21 protein-coding genes are annotated in these 20,788 nt (G+C 62.7%); 6 read left to right on the top strand and 15 right to left on the bottom strand.

Annotated elements, in window-relative coordinates; genetic code table 11:
* Nucleotides 1-180 precede the first annotated feature (180 nt).
* Nucleotides 181-912: a helix-turn-helix domain-containing protein gene (locus KHO53_RS03575; protein WP_010224218.1), complete on the bottom strand. Its 732-nt coding sequence runs from the start codon at nucleotides 910-912 to the stop codon at nucleotides 181-183.
* Between the two features lie 330 nt (nucleotides 913-1,242).
* Here KHO53_RS03575 and bamJ point away from each other — a divergent pair, with 330 nt between their 5' ends.
* The 4 genes from bamJ (at nucleotide 1,243) to KHO53_RS03555 (ending at nucleotide 3,497) form a co-directional block, all read left to right on the top strand.
* A complete protein-coding gene (bamJ, locus tag KHO53_RS03570; protein WP_010224217.1) occupies nucleotides 1,243-1,971 on the top strand; it encodes a BamJ family beta-barrel-assembly machinery protein in 729 nt (242 codons plus the stop codon).
* Nucleotides 1,972-2,251: 280 nt separating this feature from the next.
* On the top strand, nucleotides 2,252-2,692 hold the full coding sequence (locus tag KHO53_RS03565; protein ID WP_010224215.1) for a YkvA family protein: 441 nt from the start codon (nucleotides 2,252-2,254) through the stop codon (nucleotides 2,690-2,692).
* A gap of 98 nt (nucleotides 2,693-2,790) precedes the next feature.
* Nucleotides 2,791-3,129, top strand: coding sequence for a helix-turn-helix domain-containing protein (locus tag KHO53_RS03560; protein ID WP_010224213.1), 339 nt, complete (start codon nucleotides 2,791-2,793; stop codon nucleotides 3,127-3,129).
* Nucleotides 3,126-3,497 (top strand): hypothetical protein, encoded by a 372-nt coding sequence (locus tag KHO53_RS03555; RefSeq protein ID WP_010224211.1) that lies wholly within the window; start codon nucleotides 3,126-3,128, stop codon nucleotides 3,495-3,497. Before KHO53_RS03560 ends, KHO53_RS03555 begins: the two co-directional genes overlap by 4 nt.
* Here the strand turns inward: KHO53_RS03555 and KHO53_RS03550 are convergent.
* Together KHO53_RS03550 and KHO53_RS03545 are read right to left on the bottom strand one after the other, a co-directional pair.
* A complete protein-coding gene (locus KHO53_RS03550) occupies nucleotides 3,473-5,251 on the bottom strand; it encodes a bifunctional diguanylate cyclase/phosphodiesterase (protein ID WP_036996565.1) in 1,779 nt (592 codons plus the stop codon). The genes KHO53_RS03555 and KHO53_RS03550 overlap by 25 nt on opposite strands.
* Nucleotides 5,252-5,376: 125 nt before the next feature.
* A complete protein-coding gene (locus tag KHO53_RS03545) occupies nucleotides 5,377-7,464 on the bottom strand; it encodes a carboxy terminal-processing peptidase (protein WP_189638140.1) in 2,088 nt (695 codons plus the stop codon).
* A gap of 140 nt (nucleotides 7,465-7,604) precedes the next feature.
* On the opposite strand from KHO53_RS03545, the gene KHO53_RS03540 reads away from it, so the two are divergent.
* Nucleotides 7,605-8,567, top strand: coding sequence for an NAD(P)H-quinone oxidoreductase (locus tag KHO53_RS03540; RefSeq protein WP_036996564.1), 963 nt, complete (start codon nucleotides 7,605-7,607; stop codon nucleotides 8,565-8,567).
* An 80-nt stretch (nucleotides 8,568-8,647) separates the two neighbouring features.
* Here KHO53_RS03540 and KHO53_RS03535 read toward each other — a convergent pair whose 3' ends face one another.
* The 6 genes from KHO53_RS03535 to KHO53_RS03510 form a co-directional block, all read right to left on the bottom strand.
* The gene (locus tag KHO53_RS03535; protein WP_213569993.1) at nucleotides 8,648-9,301 is read right to left on the bottom strand and encodes an HAD family hydrolase; all 654 of its coding nucleotides are present in this window, start codon (nucleotides 9,299-9,301) and stop codon (nucleotides 8,648-8,650) included.
* A 25-nt stretch (nucleotides 9,302-9,326) separates the two neighbouring features.
* Nucleotides 9,327-10,316, bottom strand: a complete 990-nt coding sequence (locus tag KHO53_RS03530; protein WP_010224205.1) for an ABC transporter ATP-binding protein — start codon at nucleotides 10,314-10,316, stop codon at nucleotides 9,327-9,329.
* Nucleotide 10,317: 1 nt separating this feature from the next.
* Nucleotides 10,318-11,115, bottom strand: a complete 798-nt coding sequence (locus KHO53_RS03525) for an ABC transporter permease (protein ID WP_213569992.1) — start codon at nucleotides 11,113-11,115, stop codon at nucleotides 10,318-10,320.
* Nucleotides 11,102-11,935 (bottom strand): ABC transporter permease, encoded by an 834-nt coding sequence (locus KHO53_RS03520; RefSeq protein WP_162471133.1) that lies wholly within the window; start codon nucleotides 11,933-11,935, stop codon nucleotides 11,102-11,104. Before KHO53_RS03520 ends, KHO53_RS03525 begins: the two co-directional genes overlap by 14 nt.
* Nucleotides 11,936-11,940: 5 nt before the next feature.
* The gene (locus KHO53_RS03515) at nucleotides 11,941-12,747 is read right to left on the bottom strand and encodes an alkaline phosphatase family protein (protein WP_213569991.1); all 807 of its coding nucleotides are present in this window, start codon (nucleotides 12,745-12,747) and stop codon (nucleotides 11,941-11,943) included.
* A 132-nt stretch (nucleotides 12,748-12,879) separates the two neighbouring features.
* A complete protein-coding gene (locus tag KHO53_RS03510) occupies nucleotides 12,880-13,944 on the bottom strand; it encodes an ABC transporter substrate-binding protein (RefSeq protein ID WP_010224201.1) in 1,065 nt (354 codons plus the stop codon).
* A 293-nt stretch (nucleotides 13,945-14,237) separates the two neighbouring features.
* Between KHO53_RS03510 and phnR the strand changes: the two genes are divergently transcribed.
* Nucleotides 14,238-14,951 (top strand): phosphonate utilization transcriptional regulator PhnR, encoded by a 714-nt coding sequence (gene phnR / locus KHO53_RS03505; RefSeq protein WP_010224200.1) that lies wholly within the window; start codon nucleotides 14,238-14,240, stop codon nucleotides 14,949-14,951.
* Here phnR and KHO53_RS03500 read toward each other — a convergent pair.
* The 6 genes from KHO53_RS03500 to minD all read right to left on the bottom strand — a co-directional run bounded on the left by KHO53_RS03500 (nucleotide 14,948) and on the right by minD (nucleotide 20,715).
* Nucleotides 14,948-17,107 (bottom strand): mechanosensitive ion channel family protein, encoded by a 2,160-nt coding sequence (locus KHO53_RS03500; RefSeq protein WP_010224198.1) that lies wholly within the window; start codon nucleotides 17,105-17,107, stop codon nucleotides 14,948-14,950. The genes phnR and KHO53_RS03500 overlap by 4 nt on opposite strands.
* A gap of 48 nt (nucleotides 17,108-17,155) precedes the next feature.
* On the bottom strand, nucleotides 17,156-17,320 hold the full coding sequence (locus tag KHO53_RS03495; protein ID WP_010224196.1) for a hypothetical protein: 165 nt from the start codon (nucleotides 17,318-17,320) through the stop codon (nucleotides 17,156-17,158).
* A gap of 162 nt (nucleotides 17,321-17,482) precedes the next feature.
* A complete protein-coding gene (locus KHO53_RS03490; protein WP_010224194.1) occupies nucleotides 17,483-18,772 on the bottom strand; it encodes a M18 family aminopeptidase in 1,290 nt (429 codons plus the stop codon).
* A 128-nt stretch (nucleotides 18,773-18,900) separates the two neighbouring features.
* Nucleotides 18,901-19,536, bottom strand: a complete 636-nt coding sequence (locus KHO53_RS03485; protein ID WP_100782145.1) for an RluA family pseudouridine synthase — start codon at nucleotides 19,534-19,536, stop codon at nucleotides 18,901-18,903.
* Nucleotides 19,537-19,644: 108 nt separating this feature from the next.
* A complete protein-coding gene (gene minE / locus KHO53_RS03480; RefSeq protein WP_010224188.1) occupies nucleotides 19,645-19,899 on the bottom strand; it encodes a cell division topological specificity factor MinE in 255 nt (84 codons plus the stop codon).
* 3 nt (nucleotides 19,900-19,902) lie between these two features.
* Entirely contained in the window at nucleotides 19,903-20,715 is an 813-nt protein-coding gene (gene minD / locus KHO53_RS03475; protein ID WP_010224187.1) for a septum site-determining protein MinD, read from the bottom strand.
* Nucleotides 20,716-20,788: the final 73 nt, after the last annotated feature.

Here is a 20,788-nt window from a genome sequence, read left to right as displayed (position 1 = left end):
AGTGAATGAAGAGGGTTGGCGCTGAAGGCGACCGGGCAGTCAAAGGGCGGGCACTGTGCCCGTCGCGAAGCGAATTTTTATTGTTTGGCCGCAGGCCCCATTAAACCGGGGCCGCAGCCGAGCCTTCCCGCCACTGATTGGAGATCCCGAGGAGGAGGGCGGGGCAAGGATGGCGGTTTGTCAGGAGAGGGTCTTGAACGATTCGCTTGTCTTGCGCAGTACCAGCGCGGCACGGCTGGGCGACATGCCGATCATGCGCCGCATCATGCGGGTCAGGTGGGCCTGGTCGGAGAATTCGCCGTCGGTGGCCGCCTCGGTGAGGCTGGCGCCGGCGGCCAGGGACTGGCAGGCGCGTTCCAACTTGCGCCAGATGATCCACTGCGACAGCGGCACGCCCATCTGGCTATGGGCGAAGAAGCGCAGGCGCGGGCTGGACAGCCCCACGGCGTTTGCCGCCCGCGATACGGCGCCGGTGCCGCCACAATATTCACGCAACAGCAGCAGGGCATTGGACAGGCGCGGGTCGAAACTGTCATCGGCCACCAGCACCGCATTGAGCGCTGCCATCACCTCTTCGAAGCTGTCGGCCTGGCGAAAACACTCGAGGATTTCGTCACTCGCCAGGACCGTGCCGCTGGCATCGAGCAGCGCATTGAGGGCGCGGCCCAGCGGCGCGTCCGGATAGACATAAAGGAAGGCGACGCGATCGGCATTGGGCCGCGAGCGGTGATTGACGAAGGGCCCGATGATCACCCCGGCACCGCACAGCGTCCGTTCCTTCAGTTCGACGGTGACATCGCTGTGAATACCGATGCACAACTGGATTGCCACGTGGGCATGAGCACTGGTCTGGTCGGTCTTGCCGACATAGCCGAACCAGTAGTCGCCAAAGGTAACCTTGCCATCCCACATCATCTGATTTCCTTTTCGATTGCGCGGGTCCTCTTGAATGAACGAGTAGCCTCATGCCGTAATCTACCCGGTCAGACGCCGATGATAACTGTGTGCCATGGGCTGGTCGATAAAGGTGGTTACAAATGTACTCTGGCAGATTTGTCATATGCTGCTACGCCTGATGAGGTGCAAGCGCAGGCCCGCTCACCCGGTAATATCCTGCTTAGGCTACAGCGGTGAACTTATCCGGCGTTTCTCGCTCTTATCCCGGTAGCCATTGGTCGTGGCCGCCTGATAAGCTCGCGGCTTTACTCGATTGCCCTATTGGCGCATGAACAAGGAAATAGCATGAAACAGCATCGGTTGGCGGCTGCGGTTGCCCTGGTTAGCCTGGTACTGGCGGGTTGCGATTCGCAGACCAGCGTCGAGCTGAAGACCCCGGCACAGAAAGCCTCCTACGGTATTGGCCTGAACATGGGCAAAAGCCTGGCTCAGGAAGGCATGGACGACCTTGATTCGAAAGCTGTCGCTCAAGGTATCGAAGATGCCATCGGCAAGAAAGAACAGAAGATCAAGGACGAAGAGCTGGTTGAAGCCTTCGCCGCCTTGCAAAAGCGCGCTGAAGAGCGCCTGGTCAAGATGAGCGAAGAGTCGGCTGCCGCCGGCAAGAAGTTCCTTGAAGAAAACGCCAAGAAGGCTGGCGTGGTCACCACCGCTTCGGGCTTGCAGTACGAAGTGATCAAGAAGGCCGACGGCGCCCAGCCCAAGCCGACTGACGTGGTTACCGTTCACTACGAAGGCAAGCTGATCGATGGCAAGGTGTTCGACAGCTCCGTCGAGCGCGGCAGCCCGATCGACCTGCCGGTCGGCGGCGTGATCCCGGGTTGGGTCGAAGGCCTGCAACTGATGCACGTGGGCGAGAAGTACAAGCTGTACATCCCGTCGGACCTGGCTTACGGTGCCCAGAGCCCGAGCCCGATGATCCCGGCCAACTCGGTACTGGTGTTCGAGCTGGAACTGCTGGGTATCAAGGACCAGGCCAAGGCTGAAGAGCCTGCCGATCCAGCTGCCGAGTAAGGCCAGCGGATCCCCGCAACGCCCCGTCTCGACGGGGCGTTGTCGTTTCTGGGGTTTACCGAACCCTGGGGGCCGTGCAGGGTCTTAAGCGCTGCACCTGTTGATGGATCAGCGCGCGGCGGGCAAAACGTTTGCGTGATTGAAACAGGTGTGTAAAAAACGCCCGATTTAACCCGGACCCTTGCCGGGCGGGCGCCTTGAGCCTGAAACTGAGCTCTGTTCACAAGGTTATCCACAATTATTGTGGATAACCTTCCTTGGCACTGGCCCTGGAGGCCGTATGAAAGCACCGTGGAACTTCGCCCGATTTCTGCCCCTGGCCGAGCGTCTGCTCAGCCGCGGACGTTTGCCGGCGCTGATTTTTGCCGTGGCGCGCAAAGGCCCACGGCTGGGCAAACTGCGCGAGGACGTGCGCCTGATGCAGGCCCTGTGCCTGGCCTGGTGGCGCGGCGAGTACCGGGCGATCAGCCCCAAGGCGCTGATCACCGTGGTGGCCGGGCTGCTGTACTTTGTCAGCCCGCTGGATGCAATCCCCGACTGGTTGTTGGGCGTCGGCCTGCTCGATGACATCGCCGTACTGGCCTGGGTGATGAAAGCGGTGGCCGATGAACTGGCCGCCTTCAGCGCCTGGCGCAACCGTCAGGCACCGGAAAAACTGCGGGTGGTCGAACGCCTGCCCGACACCCCCGAAGCCCTGCGCCTGGAGCAAGAAAAAAGCTGATCACATCACGACCCTGCACACCCTTATTGGCTGGTAATATAATTGGCATAAGGATTATGCCTACCGATTACATATCGTAATCCTACAAGGGGGTTGTAATGGGTATTCAGGTCATCAGCCGAGACGGTCAACCCGAGTACGCGGTTGTTCCCTGGGAGCAGTACCAGGCGCTGCTCAAAGCCGCCGGGCAAGGCGAGCCGGGTGCCGCCGAAAACACACCATCCAACATTACCGACAGCGCCAGCTTGCCGAGTTTCAGTGAGCTGGCGCGTTTGCGTGAGGGCAAGGGCCTGGCGCCGGAGCAGTTGGCACGCAGCGTTGGCATCAGCCCGGTGTACCTGGCGCTGATCGAAAGTGGTGAGCGCCAGCCGGATGCTGCGATTCGCCGCAGCCTGGCCTGGGAACTGGGTGTGGCCGGCTGGAGCGAGCCGTCGTGAGCGTTCGGATCAGCCGCCAGCACTGGGAAGGCCTGCTCGGCGAGCTGGACGTCGCCCGCCGCCAACGCCACCTGCTGACTTACCGTGCCTTGCTTGAGCGCTTGCAATTGCCCAGCCCGGCCATGCAGACCCTGACCGCTGCCCTGGAGCACCTGGCGGCGCTTGATGCCCGCGCCGAGCAGCCACTGCGTAGCTCGCTGGTGATCAGCCAGGGCGCCAGCCGCTTGCCGCGTACCGGGTTTTTCGAGTGCGTCGAGCGCCTGGGGCGTTTCTCCGGCCCCTCCGATGGCATGGCTGCGGCCTCCTGGCATGCTTCGGAAGTGGTGCGGGTGTTCGAGTACAGCTACCCCGAACACGAAGAAGCCTGAGCGGCGGGCGCGGTATCGATCAGGTACAGGCTGTGCCCCGGCACATCCTTGGCCTGATGCTTGGCCTGTGAGGCCAGCTCGGCCAGTTGCCCGGCATCGAGCCCGGCACAGGCCTGTGGGTGCAACTGCACTACGCCGATCGACAGCGACAGCAAGGCGAATTCCTGGCGCCGGCCCTGACGGTCGGTGGCAATGAAGCACCCGGCTTGCAGGTGCTCGGCACGGTAGAAGCGCCGGCACTGTTTGTGAAAATCCTCCAGCAACAGCTGCAAACGCTGTTGCCAATCCTCTGAACCGAGCACCAGCATGAAATCGTCGCCTCCGATGTGGCCGACGAAGTCCCGGCTGGGGTCGACCCGTTCGTTCAGGCACTGAGCCAGGCACAGCAGCACTTCATCGCCGCGAGCGTAGCCATAGATGTCGTTGAACGGCTTGAAGCTGTCGATATCGACGTAGCAGATCGCCGCAGCGCGCTGCTGTTGCAACAGGCGGGTCAGGCACTGCTGGATCGGCACATTGCCTGGCAGCAGGGTCAACGGGTTGGCGTAACGGGCCTGCTGGATCTTCTGCTCGGTGATCAGCTTGAGCACGTCGATCACCCGTCCCAGGCCCAGGTAACGGCCGTTGTGGGTGATGATGAAATCTTCTTCGATACGCTGGCGGGCGCGGCTGGTGAGCAGGCGGCTGACCTGCTGCAGCGACTGGCCAAGATCCACCGCGAGAAAATCGTCGCTCATCAAGCGGCTGATCGGCTTGCGCGCGAACAGCTCGGTGGCAAACGGCTTGAGCAGGGCATCGGAGAGCGAGTGGCGATGGACGATGCCACAGGGTTGCTGGTGCTGATCGAGTACCGCCAGCGAGTTGAGGTTGGCCTGGCTGCGAAACAGCTCGAGTACCTGCGGGGTTGGCGCGTCGCGGTTCACTGCGGGCTGTTCGATCAGCAGTGCGGCGAGGTTGCCGCTGTCTTCGTGGAGGCTCTGCAGCGCCTGCGTCGGTTGTCCGAGCATGTTCTGCACATCCCGCGCCGCCTGTTCCTGCGGACGGCCCAGCAGGTAGCCCTGGACCAGGTCGATGCCCATCTCGGTCAGTACCTTGAGCTCTTCGGCCAGCTCGATGCCTTCGGCGATCACCTGGGCGCGCGAGGCCCGGGCGATTTGCAGGATCGAGCCGACGAACTCGCGCTTGACCGCATCCAGGTGAATGCCGTCGATGAAATGGCGGTCGATCTTGACGTAGTCCGGGCGCAGCTCCGACCACAGGCGCAGGCTCGAGTAACCGGCGCCCAAGTCGTCGAGGGCGATTGAGAAGCCCATGTCGCGGTAATGGTGCAGGGCATTGAACAGCAGTTGGAAGTCGTCGGTGGGAGTTTGTTCGGTCAGTTCGATCACCACCCGGCTGGGCGGCACGCCAAGCTCGTGAAGCATCTTCAGGGTGCGTCCGGACTGGTACTGCGGCTCGAGCAAGGATTCGGGCGAGACGTTGAGGAACAGCTTGCCCTCGAGGTTCTGCTGGCTGAAGCGCCGGCAGGCGTTTTCCCGGCAGGCCACTTCCAGTTCGGTCAGGCGTCCGGCCTGGCGGGCCACGGCAAACAGGTTGATTGGCGAGTGCAACGGGCTGTTGGATGGGCCGCGGCTGAGGGCTTCGTAGCCAAGGATGCGCCGTTCGGAAAGGCAGACAATGGGTTGGAACAGGCTGTGCAAGCCGCTTTGAGCGAGGATGGTGCTCAACGCGCTGAGCTGTTCGTTGACGGTCATTGTCAGGGCTACCTTGAAAAAAAGGGACTGGGCACCTACGGCGCTCAGTCCCTTATTTCACGACAGTCTGATGACTATTTGATGACGCAATGACGCGCAGTCACATTATTTTGCCATCACCGCTTTCACGGGTTGTTTTTCGCCACCGCCGTATTCAGGCCCAGGTAGTCCAGCAGGATTCGTCCGGACTCCGCCAGGTAGGCGTCGTCTTCCGGCTTGGTATCGTCCGGTTCGACCGGCAGGGCGTCTTCGTCTTCCTTTTTCAGTTCCTTGAGCGGCTCTTCGCCCTTGGCCTTGCGGCGGGTGTTTTCCAACGCCAGCTGCTTGCTTTCGATATCGGCGTGCTGGGCACGGCGTTCGGCTTCGTTGAGGCTGACGGTTTTCTCGTTCATCAGCTTCTGGGTCAACGCCAGGCGGTCGCGGATGTAGACGAACTCCGGGTCCTTGGCCGTACGGGTGTCGTGACGGGCCTTGAGCTGGGCCAGGAACGGCTTGAACGGGTCGAGCGCAGGCTTGATCGCCGGGCGGATGGTGTCCCATGGCATGGCTTCGGGCAGGGCGCTTTCGCCGATTTCCTTGGTGTCGATGATCGATGGGTAATCGATGTCCGGCAGCACGCCCTGGTGCTGGGTGCTTTGCCCGGACACCCGGTAGAACTTGGCCAGGGTCAGCTTCAGCTCGCCATGGTTGAGCGGCTGGATGGTTTGCACGGTGCCTTTGCCGAAGGTCTGCCCGCCGAGGATCAGCGCGCGGTGATAGTCCTGCATGGCGCCGGCGAAAATCTCCGATGCCGAGGCTGACAGGCGGTTGACCACCAGTGCCAGCGGGCCTTTGTAGAAGGCGCCGTTGTTTTCGTCTTCGAGCACGTCGACGCGGCCGTCGCTGTTGCGCACCAGCACCGTCGGGCCCTTGTCGATGAACAGGCTGGTCAGCTCGGTGGCTTCCTGCAGCGAACCGCCGCCGTTGTTGCGCAGGTCGATGACCACGCCGTCGACTTTTTCCTTCTGCAGTTCAGTCAGCAGTTTCTTCACATCGCGAGTGGTGCTCTTGTACTCGGGATCGCCAGCACGGAAGGCCTTGAAGTCCAGGTAGAAGGCCGGGATCTCGATGATGCCGAGCTTGTAGTCGCGCCCATCCTGCTTGAGCTTGAGCACCGATTTTTTCGCTGCCTGCTCTTCGAGTTTCACCGCTTCACGGGTGATCGGCACGATCTTGGTGGTCTGGTCGTTCGGCGCATTGCTGGCCGGGATGATCTCCAGGCGCACCACCGAGCCCTTCGGCCCGCGGATCAGCTTGACCACTTCATCCAGGCGCCAGCCGATCACATCGACCATTTCCTTGTTGCCCTGGGCCACGCCGATGATCTTGTCGGCCGGTGCCACCTGCTTGGTCTTGGCGGCAGGACCGGCCGGTACCAGGCGCACGATCTTGACCTGGTCGTTGTCGCTTTGCAGCACGGCACCGATACCTTCGAGCGACAGGCTCATGTTGATATCGAAGTTTTCCGCGTTGTCGGGCGACAGGTAATTGGTGTGCGGGTCGTAGGACTGGGCGAAGGTGTTGATGTAGGCCTGGAAGATGTCTTCGGCACGGGTCTGGTCCAGACGCGTGAGCTGGTTCTTGTAGCGCTTGGTCAGCAACTCCTGGATCGCCTTGGGTTCTTTGCCGGCGATTTTCAGGCGCAGCACTTCATCCTTGACGCGTTTGCGCCAGAGGTCGTCGAGCTCGGCCTGGGTCTTCATCCACGGCGCGTCCTTGCGGTCGATCAGCAGGGACTCCTTGGTGGTGAAGTCGAAGTTGTCGACGCCCTTGCTCAGCTCGGCCAGGGCGAAGTCCAGGCGCGATTTGACCCGGTCCAGGTAGCGCTTGTAGATGGTGAAGCCGGGGTCGAGATTACCGCTCTTGAGGAAATCGTCGAACTGGGTCTTCCACTTGTCGAACTCGGCGATGTCGCTGGCGGTGAAGTAGCTGCGCGCAGGATCGAGGAGTTTGAGGTAGCTGTCGTAGATGATGACCGAGCGCGCATCGTTGAGCGGCGGCTTGCTGTAGTGGTGGCGCTTGAGCAGCTCGACCACGTTGAGGCTGGCGACCACTTCATCGCGGTCGGGCTGGAGCTTATCCCAGCTGTTGGCGGCCCATGCACTGCCCGCCAATGGCAGACTGCCCAGACCGATCAACAGGGCGAGGGTGGTGCTTGGCAGAAAATGCTTCATGCTGATTCGACGTAGGGACAATTGATCACGCATATTAGGCCGTCTTTGAATTCGCCGGTTCCATGAAAACCGGACGCATAATGCAAAAAGCCCGGGGCTACAGCACCCGGGCTCAGTCATGACTCAACTATGGAGGCACTGTGAAGGCATTGCAAGGCGTTGACGGACATGTGGAGTGGGTTGCGACGACAAGTCCAGCTTGCGATATCGGTCAAGTACGAATTCGCGTGGCCGCAGCCGGCCTCAATCGCGCCGACCTGCTCCAGCGTGCCGGGCTCTACCCGCCACCGCCGGGGGCCAGCGAGTTTCTCGGCCTGGAATGCTCGGGGGTGATCAGCGAAGTGGGCGCAGGCTCCTCCTGGCAGGTCGGCGACCGGGTATGTGCCTTGCTCGCCGGTGGCGGCATGGCCGAGGAAGTGGTGGTCGACGGCCGTCACGTGCTGCCGGTCCCCGAAGGCCTGAGCCTGCAGGAAGCGGCGGCGATCCCCGAGGTGTACGCCACCGCCTGGCTCAATGTGTTTCAGCTGGCCGGGCTCACGCCGGGCGAGAAGGTCTTGCTGCATGCCGGTGCCAGTGGTGTCGGCTCGGCGGCGATCCAGTTGTGCAAGGCCTTTGGCAGCCCGTGCTGGGTCAGCGTCGGCTCGGCCGAGCGCCTGGCTTATTGCCAAGGGCTGGGTGCCAGCGGCGGCGTGGTGCGCAGTGAAGACCTCAACGCGCTGAACGATTTTGCCCCGTTCAACGTGATCCTCGACCCGGTCGGCGCCAACTATGCCGAGCTCAACCTCAAGCTGCTGGCACGGGACGGACGCTGGGTGATCATCGGCTTGATGGGCGGGCGCAAGGCCGAGCTGGACCTGGCGCAGTTGCTGGGCAAGCGCGTGCAGGTAATGGGTTCGACCCTGCGTACCCGGGACGATCAGTTCAAGGCTGACCTGCTCAGCGACCTCGGCCAGCAGGTGTGGCCGCTGTTCGGCGAAGGCCGGCTCAAGCCGCAACTGGCCAAGGCCTTCCCGGTCCAGGATGCAGAAGCGGCGTTTGCCGAGCTTGCCAGCAACCAGGTGTCGGGCAAGCTGGTGCTGGTGATCGACGAGAGTCTGGTGTAGGCCGCCAATCGTTGGCAAGCCAGCTCCCACAGGTCAGGTGTATGCAGTACCTGTGGGAGCTGGCTTGCCAGCGATGCCTTTCATTTCCAGGTATGAATCGGCCACTTGTTCTTCTCGGCATGCTCACGCAACACCGGGTCCGGATTGACCACATGCGGGTAATCCACCTTCAACAGCAACGGCAAGTCGTTGCGTGAATCCGAGTAGAAGCTCGCGCCCTCCAGGTTCTCTTCCTGCTCATCCAGCCATTCCAGCAAGCGGGTGATCTTGCCTTCGCGGTAGGTCAGCACGCCAGTGGTCTTGCCGGTATAAACGCCGCGCTCAACCTCCAGCTCAATGCCGAGAATCTCATCGATGCCCAGGCGGTCGGCAATCGGCTTGACCAGGTGGGTACCGGAGGCCGAAATCACCAGAATCCGGTCGCCGGCCTTGCGGTGGGCGGCAATGGTTTTGCTGGCGTCACTGAAGATGATCGGTTCGATGAAATCTTCCACCCAGGGTTCGACCAGGTGCTCGACCTCTTCCGGTGGGCGGCCAATCAATGGCTCGAGGCTGAAGGCCATGTAGTCCTCCATGGCCAGGTGACCCTTGCCATAGGCGTCCATCAGTGCCTTGTCACGGCGCAAAAAGGATTCGCCATCGACCCAGCCAAGGCGGACCATCTGCTCGCTCCACAGCGACGCGCAGTCACCGTGGATCAGGGTTTCGTCCAGATCGAAAATCGCTAGTGCCATATTCAGAGCAACTCCTGTGCAACCCTCAGGCGACTTCGCAGAGGGCGGTGGGATCGATCGACAAGGCTACCCGCTGGCCATCCGGATGCAGGTCGGCGGACGAGCGGTTGAGCACATCGACCAGCAATTCTACCCCGCGCGCTTCGACACGGTAGCGGATCACGTTGCCAAGCAGGCTATGGCTGCGCACCCGCCCCTCCAGCTCGCCTTCCAGGCCCAGGGCGATGGCCTCCGGGCGGATCGCCAGGCGGCTGCTCACCGGGCGTTGCAGCAGGCGGCTGGCGCTGTCGGCGTCGAGCAGGTTGTAGTTGCCGATGAAGCCGGCGGCAAACACGTCCACCGGTGCGGTATAGAGGGTTTCGGCATCGCCGCTCTGGACGATGCGGCCCTGGTTCATGAGGAAGATGCGGTCGGACAGGGTCAACGCTTCTTCCTGGTCATGGGTGACGAAGATGGTGGTCAGGCCCAGCTCGCGCTGGATGGCGCGGATCTGCTCGCGCAGGTGTTTGCGAATGCGCGCGTCCAGCGCCGACAGCGGCTCGTCGAGCAGCAGCAGGCGCGGGCGGGTGACCAGCGAGCGGGCCAGGGCCACGCGCTGGCACTGGCCGCCGGACAGCTGGTGCGGGTAGCGGCGGGCAAAGTCCTGCAGCTCGACCAGGTGCAGCACTTCGCGGACCCGCGCCTGGCTGTCGTCGCTGTTGACCTTCTGCATGCGCAGGCCGAAGGCGACGTTCTGCTCGACGGTCATGTTGGGGAACAGCGCGTAGCTCTGGAACACCATGCCGATCCCGCGCTTTTGCGGGCTGAGCGGCACCAGGTCGTTGCCATCGAGCAAGATCCGCCCGCTGTCTACGGCGGTCAGCCCGGCGATGCAGCGCAGCAGGGTGGATTTGCCGCAACCGGAAGGGCCGAGCAGGGTGACGAATTCGCCGCGTTCGATCTGGCAGTTGATGTCGTTGAACACCGTGCTGCCGGCATAGCTTTTTTGCAGGTTCTGTACGCTGACAAAGCTCATATCAGGACTTGTCCTTGTTCAGGCGGTTGGCTGCCCAGGTCAGCACCAGCACGAAGAGGAAATAGGAAATCACCAGGGCACTGTTGAAGTGGCCGCTGCTGTTGCGCATGTTGTTGAGGTACACCTGCAGGGTCTCGTAGCGGGTGCCGACCAGCAGGTTGGCGAACACGAACTCGCCGAACAGGAACGAGAACGACAGCAGCAAGGCCACCATCAGGCCCTTGCGCAGGTTCGGCAGCACCACCAGGAAGGCGGCCTGGAAGGTGCTGGCGCCGAGCAACTGGGCAGCGTCCATCAGGTCGCGCAGGTTGATCGCCTGCAGGTTGTTGGTAATCGCCCGGTACATGAACGGCAGGGCCACGGTGAAGTAGCAGCCGATCAGGATCCACGGCGTGCCGACCATGGCCATCGGCCCCGAGCCGTAGAGCTGCAGCAGGCCCACCGACGACACCACCGGCGGCACCGCGAAGGGCAGCAGGATGAGGATGTTCATCAGCGCATCGAGCCGCGGGAAGTGGTAATGGACCACGAACAACAGCGGCAGTATCAGCAGTACCGACAGCAGCAGCGCGCCGACACAGACCAGCAGCGACTGGCCGAAGGCTGCGAGAAAACGCGGGTCGCTCCACAGCGCCAGGTACCACTTTAAGGTCAGGCCGCTGGGCAACAGGCTTGCCGACCAGCTGGTGGCCAGCGAGTAGAGCAGGGTGCCGGCCAGTGGCAGCAGGAGGATGATGAACAGCAGGTAGACCACCAGGCGGTGGTACAGCGACGAGGTGCCCGGTTCAGCGCGCGACATGGTAGCTCCGCTTCAACAGCCATTGATGGACGAAGGTCACCAGGGTCATCAGCCCGACCAGGATGACCGCCAGGGCGCTGGCCAGGTTCGGGTCCAGCGAGATGTCGCCGGCTACCAGCGCGGCGATGCGGATTGGCAGCACGTTGAAGTTGCCGGTGGTCAGCGCATAGACCGTGGCGTAGGCGCCCAGGGCGTTGGCCAGGAGGATCACGAAGGTGCCCAGCAGGGCCGGTGTGAGCACCGGCAGACCGATGTGCCGCCAGTATTGCCAGGCGCCGGCACCGAGCAGCTCGGCCGATTCACGCCAGTCCTCGCGCAGGGCGTCGAAAGCCGGGTAGAGCAGCAGCACGCCAAGGGGGATCTGGAAGTAGGTGTAGAGGATGATCAACCCGCTCTTGGAATAGAGGTTGAAGTCTTCGATGATCCCGGCCTGCTTGAGCAGCATGGTCAGCGCGCCGTTGAAGCCGAGCAGGATGATGAAGGCGAACGCCAGCGGCACGCCGGCGAAGTTGCTGGTCATGTTGGCAAAGGCGTTGACGAAGTCGCGCAGGCGCGAATCGACCCGGCGCAACGAGTAGCTGCCGAGGATGGCGATGAGGATGCCGAACAGGCTCGACCAGAAGCTGATCTGCAGGCTGTGCTGGATCGCCTGGCGGTAGAACTTCGAGTTGAACACCTTGCTGAAATTGTCCAGGCCCCAGCTTGATTCCACCTGCACGCTGTGGAGCATTACCCAGGCCAGCGGGGCGATCTGGAAGATGATGAAAAACACCGCGAAAGGCGCCAGGCAGAGCAGTGCCAGCCATTTGCCGCGCTTGATCGAATTCACTTGAGCAGCTCCCGGCACACCGGTTTGTCGTGGGGCACGCCGAGCAGTTCGCAGAGGGTGCCGCACAGCTCGGTCTGCAGCGGCTTGGCGACCGGGTCGAGGCTGAACGCATCGCCGAAGACGAACAGCGGTACTTCGCGTTCCTCGGCCAGCAGGCCGTTGTGCGAGCGGTCGTTGTTCATGCCGTGGTCGGCGGTGACCAGCACTTGATAGCCCTCTTCGAGCCAGGTGCGCAGGTAGTCGGCCAGAAGGATGTCGGCGCTGCGTGCGCTGTTGCGGTACTGGCTGCTGTCCAGGCCGTGGCGATGCCCGGCGTCGTCGATGTTCATCGGGTGCACCAGGAGGAAGTTCGGTGCATGACGGCGGCGCAGGTATTCGGCGTCGGCGAACAGGTGCGAATCGGGGTAGTGGTCGGCGTAGTAGAACAGCCCGTGCTGGATCGGCAGCTTGGGCGCGTGGGTGTGGCGGTCGCGCAGCGGGTCGAAGGGCGAGCGGTTGTACAGCTCGCTCATCCAGTGATAGGCCGCCGCTGCCGTGCCCAGGCCGGCTTCGCGGGCGTAGTGGAACACGCTGCGCTGGTTGGACAGGCGGTTGACGTTGTTGTGGACGATGCCGCTGTCGATGGGCGCGACACCGGTGAGGATGCATTCGTACAGCGGGCGCGACAACGACGGTAGCTCGCACTCGACCCGGTACAGCGCTGCGCGGTCAGCTTCGACATAGGCATGCAGATGGCCCATGGCGTGGTGTGCGACCTGATGGTTGAGGCCATCGAGCAGGACCAGGATGACGTTGTGGTTCATAGGGACTCCGCAATTGTGGCTGACCTCATCGCTGGCAAGCCAGCTCCCACAGGCACTGCATACACCGGACCTTGTGGGAGCTGGCTTGCCAGCGATCGGGGCGGCAGGGGCTGCCTGACGCCCCCAAAGGGTTCACTCCATCTCGATGATCACTTGCTCCTGCCACAGCTGTGGCAGCTTCTTGGAGGTCGCTTCCCACGCCGGCGCATCCTTGATCGGCTGCACCGCCTTGTACTGCTCGTTGGGCAGCAGCTTGGCCTGTACCTCCGCCGGCAGTTTCAGGTGCTCGGCACGGATCGGCCGGGCGTGGCCTTCAGCCAGGTTGATCTGCCCGGCATCGCTGAAGATGTACTCGCGGGTCAGCTTGGCGGCGTTGGGGTTTTTCGCGTACTTGTTGATGATCGTGGTGTAGCCGGAGATCACCGAGCCGTCAGACGGGATCAGCACCTCGAAGCGTTTCGGGTCGATCTGCTGGCGGTAGCTCAGGCCGTTGAAGTCCCAGACCACACCGACTTCGATCTCGCCCTTCTCCAGGGTCTGGATGGTCGGGTTGGCCAGCGACAGGCGCTTTTGCTGGGCCAGCTTGGTGAACAGCTGCAGGCCCGGTTCGATGTTCTTCTCGTCGCCCTTGTAGGCAATGGCGGCGGCCAGTACGCCGTTGGCGGCCTGGGCGGCGGTACCGACGTCACCGATGGCGACTTTGTACTTGCCTTTTTCCAGGTCATGCCAGGTTTTCGGCATGTCTTGTTCCTTCACCAACTGTTTGTTGATGATGAAGGCGATGGTGCCGGTGTAGGCCAGGGCCCAGTGGCCGTCTTTATCCTTGGCCCAATCCGGGATCTGCGCCCAGGTGCTTGGCTTGTACGGCTGGGTCACGCCCTTGGTCACGGCGATCGGGCCGAAGGCGGCGCCGACGTCACCGATGTCGGCACTGGCGTTGTCTTTTTCAGCCTCGAACTTGGCCACTTCCTGGGCCGAGCTCATGTCGGTGTCGATGTGCTTGAGGCCGTATTTTTTCGCCAGGTCGTCCCAGGTGCCTTTCCAGTTGGCCCAGGCATCGGGCATGCCTACGCTATTGACCACGCCTTCCTTGCGGGCAGCGTCCTCGAGGGCCTTGAGGTCGGTGTCGGCGGCCATGGCCGTGGTGCACAGAGCAATGCTCGAGCCTAACAGTGACGCCAGAAAAAACTGTTTCATCCGAAGCTCCTTGATGGGGTGCCTTGCAAAACGCGAATGGTGTTGTTGGACGTTGTTGCGGTTCGGTTGGTCTAGGTCAGCAATACCTGAGCCAAGGTAGGCCTGTTGCATGACAATTTGATGTCCAGGCGTGCTGCCGGCCAGGGCTTGGGGCCCTGAAAATCAAGCGTAGACCACCCTGGCTGTCATCTGGCATTCATCTGCAGTGCCTAGGCTTGCACTATTCTCATAGCCCTGAAGGCGCCAAAAGTGGGCGCTGCCGGTGCTGGACTAGTCCAGATAGGTAACCTTTGATGCAGCCACTGCCACCGCGAGCAGTAACAGCCATCTGTCATGCCCTGCAGGAGCAGATCGAGCATGGCCTCCTGTCGCCCGGCTGCAAGCTGCCGGCCGAACGCAAGCTCAGCGAGGTGTTCGACACCACGCGCATCACCCTGCGGGAAGCGCTGGTGCAACTGGAGGCGCGCGGCTTGATTTACCGCGAGGAGCGGCGCGGCTGGTTTGTCGCGCCCGAGCGGCTGACCTACGACCTGATCGAGCGCAGCCATTTTCACGCCATGGTCCGCGACCAGGGCCGCGAAGCGCGCACCGAGCTGTTGTCGGCGCGCCTGCAACCGGCGGCGGCAGCGGTGTGCGCACGGTTGCAACTGGCGCCGCTGTCGAGTGTGATTCAGATCTGCCGGTTACGCCGGATAGATGGCCGTGCGGTGTTGTATGCCGAGCACTACCTGAACCCCGACTACTTCCCGGGGATTCTTGAACACGACCTGAGCCAGTCGCTGACCGAGCTTTATGCGCGTCGCTATGGCATCGAATACGGCCGGGTGCGTTTCGAGATTTTGCCCACCGCCTTGCCGGTGGCGGCGGCCACCGCGCTCAAGGTCTCGGCCGGCAGCCCCGGCCTGCACATCACCCGGGTCAACAGCGACCAGCACGGGCGGCTGATCGACTGTGACCTTGAGTACTGGCGCCATGACGCGATCCGCATCAAGGCCGAAGCCGGTTAGGCCTTGGTGGGGGTTTCGCTGAACGGGGTGCTGGCGTCGGCGGTGATCACCTGCACGCTCAAGCGCGGGGTGGCCAGGTCCAGGCCAGCTTCGTCGAGCTGACGCTTGAGCGCCAGGTTGAAGGCCCGCGACACTTCCCACTGCTTGATCGGCGCGGTCTTGAAGCGGGCACGCAGGATTGCCGAACCCGACTCGAAGCTCTCCACGCCTTGCAGCTCCAGCGGCGACCAGATGTTGCGGCGCATCAGCGGATCGTTGCGCATCTTCTGCCCGACATCGCGGATCAGGGTAATGGCCTGGTCGATGTTCATGCTGTGCGGGATGGCCACGCGGAAGATCGCGTAGCCGAACTCGCGGGAGTAGTTCTTGATGCTTTTGATTTCGCTGAACGGGATGGTGTGGACGATACCGTCGATGTCGCGCAGGCGCACGGTGCGGATGGTCAGGCCTTCGACCGTGCCCAGGTGGCCGCCGACATCGACATAGTCGTCGATGGCCAGGGAGTCTTCGATGATGATGAACAGCCCGGTGATCAGGTCGGCAACCAGCGATTGCGCACCAAAACCGATGGCCAGGCCGATGACACCGGCACCGGCCAGCAACGGGGTGACGTTCATGCCCATGTTGGCCAGGGCGACGATCACCGCAATGATGAAAATCGCCACGAATAGCACGTTGCGGATCAGCGGCATCATGGTTTGTGCACGGGCGTTGGCCAGGCCCTTGCGCGAGCGGGTCAGGGCGTGGTGCACGGCGGTGTCGGAGAGAATCCAGACCAGCCAGGCGGCGATCAAGGTGCCGGCCAGGCCGAACAGGCGCACCGCCACTTCATGGCCTTCGCCTTCGGCAAAGCCGATCAGCGAGAAGCCCCAGACGCGCAGGCCGAGTTCGATGAATACCAGCCAGATGCTCAGGTGCACCAGGGTGTAGCCGAAGCTTTTCAGGCGCTCCGAGTACACCGCCTGGCGGCGATTGGCCCGTTGCGGCTTGAGTGCGTGGCGGCGGACCAGGCCGTTGATGACCATGCACAGGATCACCAGCACCGTGCACATCAGCGACTGGCGCAGGGCGGTGCTGGTGTCGCCAGCGGAAATAAAGGTGGCGAACAGCGAAATCGCCACCAGCACCAGCGCTGGCAGGTACCAGAAAGTGCCGAGGATTTCGATGGTGTCGCTTAGCGCCCGGCGGGTCAGGCGCCGTGACAGCGGCTGGTTGCGGATCAGGTGGGCAATGGGCCGGCGAAAGCGCAGGATGAACAGCCCGGTGGACAACCCGGCGAGGATGTTGGCCAGGGTCGCCAGGGTGTGCGACAGGTGATCGCCCAGGGCACCGGCCATGCGCGGGTCGTTCATCGCCTCGCCGAAGGCGGCGAAGCTGCCAATCAGCCACAGCGGGCGGAAGGCCTGGTGGCGGAGGATGTGCAAGGCGCGGTGACGGTGCGGGCCGTCGAGCAGGGAGAAGGCGATGACGCAGATCGCCGAGAAGCAGGTGCCCACCACCAGCGCATAGGCCAGGACCATGGCCATCGACTTGCCCAGCGACGAGGGCAGGGCGAAGCTCAGGTACACGGTGATCACCAGCGCCACCAGCCAGGGCCCGAGCTTGCGCAGGGCAAAGCGCACCAGGTCCCAGGTGCGTGGATGTTGCGGCAGTTCTTCGGTGAGGCCAAAGCGCAGGCGCAGCTGGTGGCCGACCCAGTTCAGGGCGTAGGCCAGCAGGCTCCACAGGGCAATGATCGCGGCAAAGCCGAAGAGGATCGGCGGCCATTCGTGCCAGGGCACCAGGCGGGCGTCGAGCTCGATCTGCGCCAGCTCCAGTTCGCGGGTCCAGCGGTTGAACGGGCTGGCCTCGCCACTGAACTGTTTTTCCAGCTCGTTGAAGGTGCTGCCGATCAGGCCCAGCACGCCTTGCTCGGCACTGGGTTGCGCTTGCTTGGTACTGTCGCGCAGTTTTTTCAGGTCGGCCAGCAGCTTGCTGCGTTGCTGGTCGTTCTCCAGGGTCTTGATCACTTCGTCCAGCGACTGGCCCAGGGGCTCCGTGGCTTCGGGCTGGGCCTTGCTGCCGCCGCCGAGCAGGCCCGGCAGGCCGGCGGCGTGCGCTGGCGCTATGAAGAGCAAGGGTAGGAGCAGGAGAACAACGCGGAAAAAGGCAGGCACCGGACAATCAACCTCAAAACGATCAATCGCCCGAGTGTAGTGTATTTGTCAGTTGAGTTTCTCGAGGATCTTCCAGCACATGATGCCGATCATGCCCAGGGTACCGATCCACATCATCAGCACGCCGATATTGCGGTCGCGCAGGTTGAAGCCCACGGTCAGCAGGATCAGGCCGGCGATGACTGGAAGGAACAGGGATTGGAAGGCTGACATGCGGCAAGGTCCTTGTGCTTGAGAGTTATGGCTCAAGCATAGCGGGAATCGCCGGGGTGGGGGTTGATCGGGGTCAGGCTGGTGGGCCTCATCGCTGGCAAGCCCGCTCCCACCGGTTCGGCATGTGGGAGCTGGCTTGCCAGCGATGCAGGCGCCGCGCAGTTACGGCAGGTCGCGGCTGTGATAGAACGCCGTCAGCACCTTGACCAGATGCGCCAGGTCATGGCTGCCGCACAGTTCGCGGATCGAGTGCATGGCGAAGGTCGGCAGGCCGATGTCAACGGTGCGCACGCCCAGATGGCTGGCGGTGATCGGGCCGATGGTCGAGCCGCAACCCATGTCGCTGCGCACCACGAAGCTCTGCACCGGTACTTCCTCGGCCATGCACAGGTGGCGGAAGAAGCCGGCGGTTTCGCTGTTGGTGGCGTAACGCTGGTTGTTGTTGACCTTGATCACCGGGCCGGCATTGAGCTTGGGTCCGTGGTTGCCGTCATGCTTCTCGGCGTAGTTGGGGTGCACGCCGTGGGCGTTATCGGCCGAGACCAGCAGCGAACGCTGGATCGTGCGGACAAAATCGTCACCGTCGGGCAGCAGGCGGCGCAGGGTCTGTTCGAGCATCGGGCCGTCGGCGCCACAGGCCGAGCAAGAGCCCACCTCTTCGTGGTCGTTACATACCAGCACGCAGGTTTCATCGCTGTCGGCAGTGAGCAGCGCCTGCAGGCCTGCATAGCAGGACAGCAGGTTGTCCAGGCGGGCACCGGCGATGAACTCGCCGTGCAGACCGACCAGGGCGGCGCTCTGGGTGTCGTAGAAACTCAGTTCGTAGTCCAGCACCACATCGGCGTTCAGGCCGTGCTCGCGGGCCAGTTGGTCGGTGAGCAGGGCGCGAAAATCCACGCGCTCGTCACCGGCGACCTGGGCCAGGATCGGCGGCAGTTCGGTCTGCGGGTTGATTGCCCAGCCTTCGTTGGCGGTACGGTTGAGGTGGATCGCCAGGTTCGGGATCACCGCGATCGGCAGCTTGAAGTCGACCAGCTGGCTTTCGACCTTGCCATCACGGCGGAAGGTCACCCGCCCGGCCAGCGACAGGTCGCGGTCGAACCACGGCGCGAGCAGGGCGCCGCCATAGACTTCTACGCCCAGTTGCCAGAAGCCCTGGCGTTGCAGCTCGGGCTGCGGCTTGACCCGCAGGCACGGGCTGTCGGTGTGGGCGCCGACCAGGCGGATACCGTCGAGCAGCGGCGAGTGACGGCCGAGCTTGAAGGCGATGATCGAGGAATCGTTGCGGGTAACGTAGTAGCGACCGCCGGCCACGGTGGCCCAGCTGTCGCGCTCGTCCAGGCGCTGGTAACCGGCGGCATCGAGGCGCTGGGCCAGGGCGGCGGTGGCATGGAACGGCGTAGGGGAAGCCTTGAGGAAGTCGATCAGGCCTTGATTCAGTGCATCGCGCATAGGTCACTCCAGACAGCAGTGGCGGCATTTTAGCGGGTGAGCTGCAAGCTGCAAGCTGCAAGAGGCGGCGCAACTCGATGCAGAGTGACTGCTTGAAGTTTGAAGCTTGAAGCTTGCCGCTGGCGCCGTCAGAACGGCGCCGGACACTCGAAGCGCAGCCGCTCCCCGGAAACCGGATGGGTAAAGCTCAGCATGCTCGCGTGCAGGCACAACCGCTCGTGGGCCGCCAGCGCCTCGGGGCAGGCATACAGGCGATCGCCCAGCAGCGGGTGACCGATCGACAGCATGTGCACGCGCAACTGGTGCGAGCGCCCGGTGATCGGCGTCAGCTCGACCCGGCAATGATCGCCACAGCGCTCGACGATACGCCAGAACGTCAGGGCATGCTTGCCTTGCTCGTGGTCGACCACGTGGCGCGGCTTGGTCGGCGGGTCGTAGCGCAGCGGCAGGTCGATGCTGCCGCTGTCCAGCTCCGGTTGGCCCCAGCACAAGGCGGTATAGGCCTTTTCGGTTTCACGGTCGTGAAACTGGCGGGACAGTTCGCGGTGACTGTCGGCGTCGCGGGCCAGCAGGATGATCCCCGAGGTTTCCCAGTCCAGGCGATGGACGATCAGGGCATCGGGGTAGCCGTTTTCCTGCAGGCGGGTGATCAGGCAATCCTTGTTGTCTTCGGCCCGGCCCGGCACGGACAGCAGCAGGGTCGGCTTGTTGACCACCAGGATGGCGTCATCTTCATGCAGGATGTGAACGTTGGACAGCGGCATTGCGTGTTCCAAAATAGTTGTGGGAGCGGGCTTGCCCCGCGATGCGATATGACTGACAGATCGCTATCGCGGGGCAAGCCCGCTCCCACAGGGTGCTCGAAAACGCTATCAGCGATCGGGCAGGGTGATGTTGAGTTCCAGGATCGAGCAGCTGCCCTGGTTTTCCAGAGCGACCTGCACATCATCGGAGCCGATGTTGACGTACTTGCGGATCACTTCCACCAGTTCCTTCTGCAGGGCTGGCAGGTAGTCCGGAGTACTGCGCTGACCGCGCTCGTGCGCCACGATGATCTGTAGACGCTCTTTCGCGACCGAGGCGGTGCTTACTTTTTTGCTGGCACGAAAGAAGTCAAAAAGGTTCATTGGTTAGTTGCCTCCAAACAGGCGCTCGAAGAATCCCTTCTTCTTCACATCAAGGAACCGATGTTCCACGTTTTTGCCCAGCAGGCGGTCAACGGTATCGCTATAGGCCTGGCCAGCATCGCTCTGGTCGTCAAGGATCACCGGCACGCCCTGGTTGGATGCCTTGAGCACCGCCTGGGATTCCGGAATCACGCCCAGCAGGGTCACCGAAAGGATTTCCTTGACGTCTTCGACGCCGAGCATTTCGCCCTGGCTGACGCGCTCGGGGTGGTAGCGGGTGATCAGCAGGTGTTCCCTGATCGGGTCTTCGTTGCGTTCGGCGCGGCGCGATTTGCTCGCCAGCAGGCCCAGCATACGGTCCGAGTCACGTACCGAGGAGACTTCCGGGTTGGTCACGACGATCGCTTCGTCAGCGAAGTACATGGCCAGGTGGGCACCTTTCTCGATACCGGCCGGCGAGTCGCAGACCACGTATTCGAAGTCCTCTTTGAGCTGCATCAGGACTTTTTCCACGCCTTCCTGGGTCAGCGCGTCCTTGTCGCGGGTCTGGCTTGCGGCCAGCACGTAGAGGTTTTCAAGGCGCTTGTCCTTGATCAGTGCTTGCTGCAGGTTGGCTTCGCCGTTGACCACGTTGACGAAGTCGTATACCACGCGGCGTTCGCAGCCCATGATCAGGTCGAGGTTACGCAGGCCGACGTCGAAGTCGACAATGACAGTCTTGTGGCCGCGCAATGCGAGGCCGGTACCAATAGCGGCGCTGGTGGTGGTCTTACCCACACCACCCTTGCCGGATGTAACCACGAGAATCTTGGCCAAGGTGTTTCACCCCTAAAGAAAAGGACGTCGAGTCCCAAAAAATACAAAAAACGGCAACATCAAAAAAAGTTGC

Origin of the sequence: Pseudomonas sp. RC2C2 (assembly GCF_018390435.1) — a bacterium.
Taxonomy (GTDB): Bacteria; Pseudomonadota; Gammaproteobacteria; order Pseudomonadales; family Pseudomonadaceae; genus Aquipseudomonas; species Aquipseudomonas donghuensis.
Note: the sequence above shows the minus strand (reverse complement) of the source record. Positions and strands in the feature narration are given on the sequence as shown.

Coding starts and splice junctions, on each gene's coding strand:
- KHO53_RS03575 (WP_010224218.1), bottom strand. CDS start 912: ATGTGGGATGGCAAGGTTACCTTTGGCGACTACTGGTTCGGCTATGTC.
- bamJ (WP_010224217.1), top strand. CDS start 1,243: ATGAAACAGCATCGGTTGGCGGCTGCGGTTGCCCTGGTTAGCCTGGTA.
- KHO53_RS03565 (WP_010224215.1), top strand. CDS start 2,252: ATGAAAGCACCGTGGAACTTCGCCCGATTTCTGCCCCTGGCCGAGCGT.
- KHO53_RS03560 (WP_010224213.1), top strand. CDS start 2,791: ATGGGTATTCAGGTCATCAGCCGAGACGGTCAACCCGAGTACGCGGTT.
- KHO53_RS03550 (WP_036996565.1), bottom strand. CDS start 5,251: ATGACCGTCAACGAACAGCTCAGCGCGTTGAGCACCATCCTCGCTCAA.
- KHO53_RS03545 (WP_189638140.1), bottom strand. CDS start 7,464: ATGAAGCATTTTCTGCCAAGCACCACCCTCGCCCTGTTGATCGGTCTG.
- KHO53_RS03535 (WP_213569993.1), bottom strand. CDS start 9,301: ATGGCACTAGCGATTTTCGATCTGGACGAAACCCTGATCCACGGTGAC.
- KHO53_RS03530 (WP_010224205.1), bottom strand. CDS start 10,316: ATGAGCTTTGTCAGCGTACAGAACCTGCAAAAAAGCTATGCCGGCAGC.
- KHO53_RS03525 (WP_213569992.1), bottom strand. CDS start 11,115: ATGTCGCGCGCTGAACCGGGCACCTCGTCGCTGTACCACCGCCTGGTG.
- KHO53_RS03515 (WP_213569991.1), bottom strand. CDS start 12,747: ATGAACCACAACGTCATCCTGGTCCTGCTCGATGGCCTCAACCATCAG.
- KHO53_RS03510 (WP_010224201.1), bottom strand. CDS start 13,944: ATGAAACAGTTTTTTCTGGCGTCACTGTTAGGCTCGAGCATTGCTCTG.
- phnR (WP_010224200.1), top strand. CDS start 14,238: ATGCAGCCACTGCCACCGCGAGCAGTAACAGCCATCTGTCATGCCCTG.
- KHO53_RS03495 (WP_010224196.1), bottom strand. CDS start 17,320: ATGTCAGCCTTCCAATCCCTGTTCCTTCCAGTCATCGCCGGCCTGATC.
- KHO53_RS03490 (WP_010224194.1), bottom strand. CDS start 18,772: ATGCGCGATGCACTGAATCAAGGCCTGATCGACTTCCTCAAGGCTTCC.
- KHO53_RS03485 (WP_100782145.1), bottom strand. CDS start 19,536: ATGCCGCTGTCCAACGTTCACATCCTGCATGAAGATGACGCCATCCTG.
- minE (WP_010224188.1), bottom strand. CDS start 19,899: ATGAACCTTTTTGACTTCTTTCGTGCCAGCAAAAAAGTAAGCACCGCC.